Origin of the sequence: Sphingorhabdus sp. (assembly GCF_044354325.1) — a bacterium.
Classification (GTDB): Bacteria; Pseudomonadota; Alphaproteobacteria; order Sphingomonadales; family Sphingomonadaceae; genus Sphingorhabdus_B.
In genome coordinates this window covers 1-5323 of sequence record NZ_JBILAF010000130.1, presented here as the reverse complement: position 1 = coordinate 5323, position 5323 = coordinate 1, and the positions used below count along the sequence as shown (strand labels likewise).

The window sequence follows — 5323 nt, the reverse complement described above, 5'->3', positions numbered from 1 at the left end:
CCCACCTACATTCACGTTGACGGCATAGGGCACAAAACCAAATCGCAGTTGCACATTGCCTATGGTGGACGCAACGGGGTCACTCGTTTCACCACAGTCTGCCGGCGCAACATCCGTGATGTTTTGTTTTGCCAGCGCTTCGTAAAAACATTTCACAGCCTTTCGGAGGCCAACAATCTTACGTTCGGACCCTACACCTGAAATCGGATCGTCCATCGACCCCGTTGTATCCAGCACAAACATAACGTCAGTGTTCGGGACACGCAGTTCTGCTTGGCAGTTCACGTTAACAACTTGGGATTCTTGGCCAAGTACCCGCATCAACGTCATGGGAATGGTTACAGATGCAGTCCCTGTTACGTTTCCGTTGGATTCGGCGAAGCTGCGGACGCGATCGGTCGTTCCGTAAGCACCGCTTGGGAAGTTCTGGTCGAACAGATTTTCCGCCTTCGTTTTTGCGGCACTGTCATTGTCGGCCCATTTGCCAAGTCCCATCGTTTTACGGCCGATCAGTGCGCCGGCATCACAAGCACCTTGCAACCGCGTTTGACTTAGATAGATGCGGCTCATGTCAAAACCGCCGCCCACAAGACCGAAGACCGGAATGACCGACGCAGCGAGAAGGGCAATGATATTGCCTTCTTCATTCTTTAGCAGGCGCGACATAAAGCCAGACACTTGGTGGGCCTCGACATTCTTCACAGTTGTTGTCCCCTGGTTTCCACAATGGATTCTCGACACCCTCTACGCGCGTCGTAGTAAGTGTTCTTTGAAGGATCAGGGTTACCCAACCGTTAACCATAGAAAATTTATTGACGTGAAGCGAATGACGACATGAACGGTGTCCTGCTACCTCCGGCCAACCTCGCGGTCGCCTACACGCCGGTTGCATTTCGGCCTGCTTTCACCCTGTTGCTGCAATTGGATATGCGCTTTGCCGACATCGTACGGAAAGCGCGGGAGCCGATGATCGCGCAAATAAAATTGGCATGGTGGCGTGACGCTTTTGCTACGGAACCTGTGCTGCGACCAAAGGGTGAACCTTTGCTGCAATCGCTCGGCGCGTGTGGGGACCTCATTTCACCGTCGGCATTGGAGGACTTGGTTTCGGCATGGGAGTTGATGCTGGGCGAGGATGAGTGGGCCGCACAGGATGTTGAAGCACATGCCGCGTTGCGTGGTCGCGCGATCTTTGGATCTTACGCAGCTTGGTCAGGCGAGGGATGTGATGTCAGTTCTTTGTCACATCGATGGGCTCATGATGCGTTGAGTGCGGAATTCCCGTCAAAATTGAGCGTGCCCAATAATCAGCCACTTCCGGCGTTGCCTAAAGGCCGCAAACTTCGTCCCTTATCCATTTTGGCCATGTCGGTTCGAAAGGTGACGGGATTTCGGCTTATCTGCCATGCCTTGACGGGGTGGTAGCTTTGTGGCCCTATTGCCATGATGTCATCATAGGGGAAGGTCATGCAGCGGATATTGGTTGGCGGTGTAGCGGCATTGTTGCTCGTCGTTTCAGGGCTTTGGTTCTGGCAGACGCAGGCGAACCAGCCGAACCTGATCCCCGCCGCGCCGCCGCCTGGGGCGATCTTGGATGCCTTGCCCCAAGCGGGAGCAAATGCGCCCGCGTTCGGCCCTGCGCCGCCCGAAGCGCCAAAGGCAAGCCGTGAGGAAATGCGTTTCAACCGTTATGACCGCAACAGGGACGAGCTTATTTCCCGCATCGAAATGATGGGCAGCCGAACGAAAGCGTTCAAAGCATTGGACCGCGATGGCAATAATTTGCTCACTTTTGAAGAATGGGCTGCGGCCACCGGAGAGCGCTTTGCCGGCGCGGACAGGAACAAGGACCAGCTGCTCACCCGCAGGGAATTTGCGCAGACGCGGCCGAAACAGGCCGAAAAGCCGGCTTGCCGCTGTTAAGCCGCAACCTTCTGCGCGCTGATCCAATTGTTTAAGTCCGCCCGCGCACGGCCCGTCATCGCGGCCTTGCGCGATTTTTTGTGCACTTTTTCATCCAGCGGCGCGAAGAGCCCGAAATTGATGTTCATGGGTTGATAATCATCGGCCAGCGCATCCCCCGTGATGTGCCCAAGCAGCGCACCAAGCGCGGTGGTGGGCGGCGGCGGGGTGACGGTTCGGCCGGAAATCTCCGCCGCGGTCATAATCCCGGCTATCAGCCCAACCGCGCTGCTTTCGACATAACCTTCGCAGCCCGTGATCTGTCCGGCAAAGCGGATATGCGGCGATGATTTTAGGCGCAGCTGACGATCCAAAAGGATCGGCGATCGAATGAATGTATTGCGGTGCAGGCCGCCAAGCCGCGCAAATTCGGCCTTTTCCAGCCCGGGGATGGTGCGCAGCAGTTCAACTTGCGCGCCATGTTTCATCTTGGTTTGAAACCCGACCATGTTCCACAATGTGCCTTGCTTATTATCCTGACGCAGCTGCACCACGGCATGGGCCCAGCGCCCAGTGCGCGGATTATCCAAGCCGACGGGCTTCATCGGGCCAAAACGGAGCGTATCCAATCCGCGCGACGCCATGACCTCAATCGGCATGCATCCTTCGAAATAGGGTGTGTTGGTTTCCCATTCTTTGAATTCGGACTTCTCGGAGTCGAGCAATCCCTGATGAAAGGCGCGATATTGCGCTTCATCCATCGGGCAGTTGATATAATCCTTGCCGTCGCCCTTGTCCCAGCGTGAGGCATACCATGCGATGTCCATGTCGATGCTGTCATGGTACACAATCGGCGCAATTGCGTCGAAAAAGGCGAGGCGATCCTCGCCGGTTTTCGCCATGATGCTTTCGGCAAGGTTGGTCGCGGTCAGCGGACCCGTGGCGATAATGACAGGGCGGTCCGCCGGAATGATATCCACACGTTCGCGCACGATATCGATATTTGGATTGTTTTCCAGATGCTTGGTGACGGTTTCTGAGAAAACATCACGGTCAACGGCCAGCGCCGATCCGGCAGGAACTTTCGCGACTTCCGCCGCTTGCATGATCAGCGACCCCAGATCGCGCATTTCCTGATGCAGCAGGCCCACGGCGTTGTTTTCCGCATCATCCGAACGAAAGCTGTTTGAGCATACCAGTTCGGCAAGGCCATCGGTCTGGTGCGCTGGCGTCATGTCGCCGGAACCGCGCATTTCCGAAAGCTTCACCCGCATTCCGCGGTGCGCCAATTGCCACGCCGCCTCGCACCCTGCCAGGCCGCCACCGATAATTTGAACGTCATATGATTTGGTCATGTGGGGCGGCTATCAAAAATCTTTGGCGCTGCACAGGTAAAAGCGGCAAGATGGACTATGGGATTTACGCTTAACCTTGCCGAAGACGGCACGATCACCCGGCCAACGCTGGTCCCGCCGCCGTCCGATGCGCATAAATATAGCCGGGGCCATGCGATGTTGTGGAGCGGGCCGCCGCTTCGAACCGGCGCATCGCGGTTGGCGGCGCAGGCGGCTTTGGCGGTCGGGGCGGGGCTGGTGACCATCATCGGCGATCGCGCGGCGCTGGCGGAACAGGCCGCACATGTCACCGCGATCATGCTGCGTGAGGCGGACGATGATTTGGCGTGCATCGACCGGCGCGTGACGGCGCTCGCCATTGGGCCGGGGGCAGGGGCGGACATCGCGGATATTGTCTGTGCCCTGCTGAAGCGCGAGATTCCGATGGTGCTGGATGCCGATGCGATCACCGCGTTTGCGGGCGATCCTGCGCGGCTTTTCGAACTTCTGCGTGCACATGACGTCATGACCCCACATGCCGGCGAATTTGCCCGGCTGTTTCCCGATATCGATCTCGCAGATCGCGCGGCGGCAGCATACTGCGCGGCTGGGCGGTCGGGGGCGGTGGTCCTGTTGAAGGGACCACAAACCCACATTGCCGCGCCGGACGGACGTTTTGCCGTCAACCGCCATGCATCGCCATGGCTGGCAACCGCGGGGTCGGGCGATGTGCTGACCGGCCTGATCTGCGGATTGATGGCGCAGGGCATAACCGCCTTTGACGCGGCCTGCATGGCTGCGTGGTTGCATGGCGACATCGGCGTGCGTGCAGGGCCGGGGCTGACCGCGGATAGCATGATCAATTACATTCCGCTTGTGCTGACGGGGTCTCTTGCTTAGCCAAGCATTTGAAAGTCGAATTATCGTCACCCTGAACGTGTTTCAGGGTCCATTTATCCTCTCTGCCCTCCGGTTTGCGTGGCACGATGGATGCTGGAACGTCAGTCACCGAAGGTGAACCAAGTTCAGCATGACGATGCACATAAGTTGGGGAAACAATTTGACACAGGACCTTGCACATAAACGACCGTGGCTGCTTGCCAGCCTTGTTGCAGGTATCAGCTTTCCTGCGACGTGGCTCTTCCTTCCCCTCGACGGGGGACTGATCGCCCTCGTCTGGAAAATGGCGGCGGTCGGTTTGCTGGTGCCCTTTGCGCTGCACCGGCATCATGTGGGGGAATTTGTGCCGCTGGCGATCATTTTGGCCTTTTATGCGCTGGGTGACGGTTTGATTGAATTCAGCATGGTTGCAGGCGCATTGGCCTTTGCCGCCGGTCATCTGGTCGCCATCTGGCTGTATTTCCGCCACCGGCGTGTGGCGCCGACATTCAGCCAGAAACTCCTCGCCATCGCGATTTTCCTGCTGACGCCGGTGATTGCTTATGGCCTTCCGCCGACCACCGACGAAGCGGTTCAGGTTGCGGCCTATAGCGTCATTTTGGCCGCGATGGCGGCGTTGGCGTGGAGCAGCAACTTTCCCCGTTACCGTGTTGGCATCGGCGCGGTTTTGTTTGTCATTTCGGACTTGCTGATATTTGCGGAGCTTGGCCCGCTCGCAAATTCCAAGGTGTCGGGCATCGCGATCTGGTATCTCTATTATTTCGGCGTGCTGATGATTGCCGTCGGCGTGGCGCAAACCCTGGTCAAACGCGGGCATTATCCAGCCGGAGAGGAATGAACGGGCGGTCTGCCGCGGCGGGCCGTCGATGGACTTATATTCCACCGGTGCATCTTCTTCGGCATTGGCATCTTCTTCCGGATCGCCTTCGTCAAAACCCGCGGATTCTTCAGTAAGTAGAAGCGCAGCCCGTACCCTTTCTCGCGCGCCCATGTCGCTATGCGGCAAGGCATCGTCGAACAGATAATCCCACATTTCCTCCGCGCTGACGCCGTCGTCGACCAGTTGTAAAAACAGGTCAAATCGCGATGCGACCGCCATCACCTCTTCCAGCGTCCGTGCCGGATTGACGCGGTCGAGCAGGGTCAGGGATAGCTTCGTATTTTGCCGTGTATATGTGGTGATGCCT

The 5323-nt window shown here is 57.7% G+C and carries 6 protein-coding genes; 4 read left to right on the top strand and 2 right to left on the bottom strand.

The genetic code is table 11. The features are described 5' to 3' along the window. On the bottom strand, window positions 1-702 hold a 702-nt coding region (locus tag ACIQ0G_RS10020; RefSeq protein WP_397577784.1), incomplete at its 3' end, for a TadE/TadG family type IV pilus assembly protein. Window positions 703-834: 132 nt separating this feature from the next. Here ACIQ0G_RS10020 and ACIQ0G_RS10015 point away from each other — a divergent pair. Together ACIQ0G_RS10015 and ACIQ0G_RS10010 are read left to right on the top strand one after the other, a co-directional pair. Then, entirely contained in the window at window positions 835-1425 is a 591-nt protein-coding gene (locus tag ACIQ0G_RS10015) for a hypothetical protein (protein WP_397577783.1), read from the top strand. A 42-nt stretch (window positions 1426-1467) separates the two neighbouring features. Continuing rightward, window positions 1468-1923 (top strand): hypothetical protein, encoded by a 456-nt coding sequence (locus tag ACIQ0G_RS10010; protein WP_397577782.1) that lies wholly within the window; start codon window positions 1468-1470, stop codon window positions 1921-1923. Here the strand turns inward: ACIQ0G_RS10010 and trmFO are convergent. After that, window positions 1920-3257, bottom strand: a complete 1338-nt coding sequence (trmFO, locus tag ACIQ0G_RS10005) for a methylenetetrahydrofolate--tRNA-(uracil(54)-C(5))-methyltransferase (FADH(2)-oxidizing) TrmFO (RefSeq protein WP_397577781.1) — start codon at window positions 3255-3257, stop codon at window positions 1920-1922. The two genes, ACIQ0G_RS10010 and trmFO, sit on opposite strands and share 4 nt — an antisense overlap. 57 nt (window positions 3258-3314) lie before the next feature. On the opposite strand from trmFO, the gene ACIQ0G_RS10000 reads away from it, so the two are divergent. Then, entirely contained in the window at window positions 3315-4136 is an 822-nt protein-coding gene (locus ACIQ0G_RS10000; RefSeq protein ID WP_397577780.1) for an NAD(P)H-hydrate dehydratase, read from the top strand. 130 nt (window positions 4137-4266) lie between these two features. Further along, window positions 4267-4974 (top strand): lysoplasmalogenase family protein, encoded by a 708-nt coding sequence (locus ACIQ0G_RS09995; RefSeq protein ID WP_397577779.1) that lies wholly within the window; start codon window positions 4267-4269, stop codon window positions 4972-4974. Window positions 4975-5323: the final 349 nt, after the last annotated feature.